Genomic DNA, 221 nt, shown 5'->3' with positions numbered 1-221 from the left:
CAGCTTCCTGACTACTGATCCGAGAAGGTTTTGGGTCTGTAGCTCAGTCGGTTAGAGCACCGTCTTGATAAGGCGGGGGTCGTTGGTTCGAATCCAACCAGACCCACCAAGTATTTCGCGTCAAGCGGGATATGGGGGTGTAGCTCAGCTGGGAGAGCGCCTGCTTTGCAAGCAGGATGTCATCGGTTCGATCCCGTTCACCTCCACCATTGATTCTCATT

The 221-nt window shown here is 53.8% G+C and carries 2 tRNA genes; both read left to right on the top strand.

From position 1 onward, the window contains the following. Window positions 1-32: 32 nt before the first annotated feature. Window positions 33-109: transfer RNA gene (locus AC6LJW_RS29540), tRNA-Ile, on the top strand. A 24-nt stretch (window positions 110-133) separates the two neighbouring features. Beyond that, window positions 134-209: transfer RNA gene (locus AC6LJW_RS29535), tRNA-Ala, on the top strand. Window positions 210-221: the final 12 nt, after the last annotated feature.

This window comes from Achromobacter sp. 1012554356 (assembly GCF_059760815.1).
The sequence above is the reverse complement of the archived record's forward strand: the minus strand, read 5'-3'. Positions and strand labels throughout refer to the sequence as shown.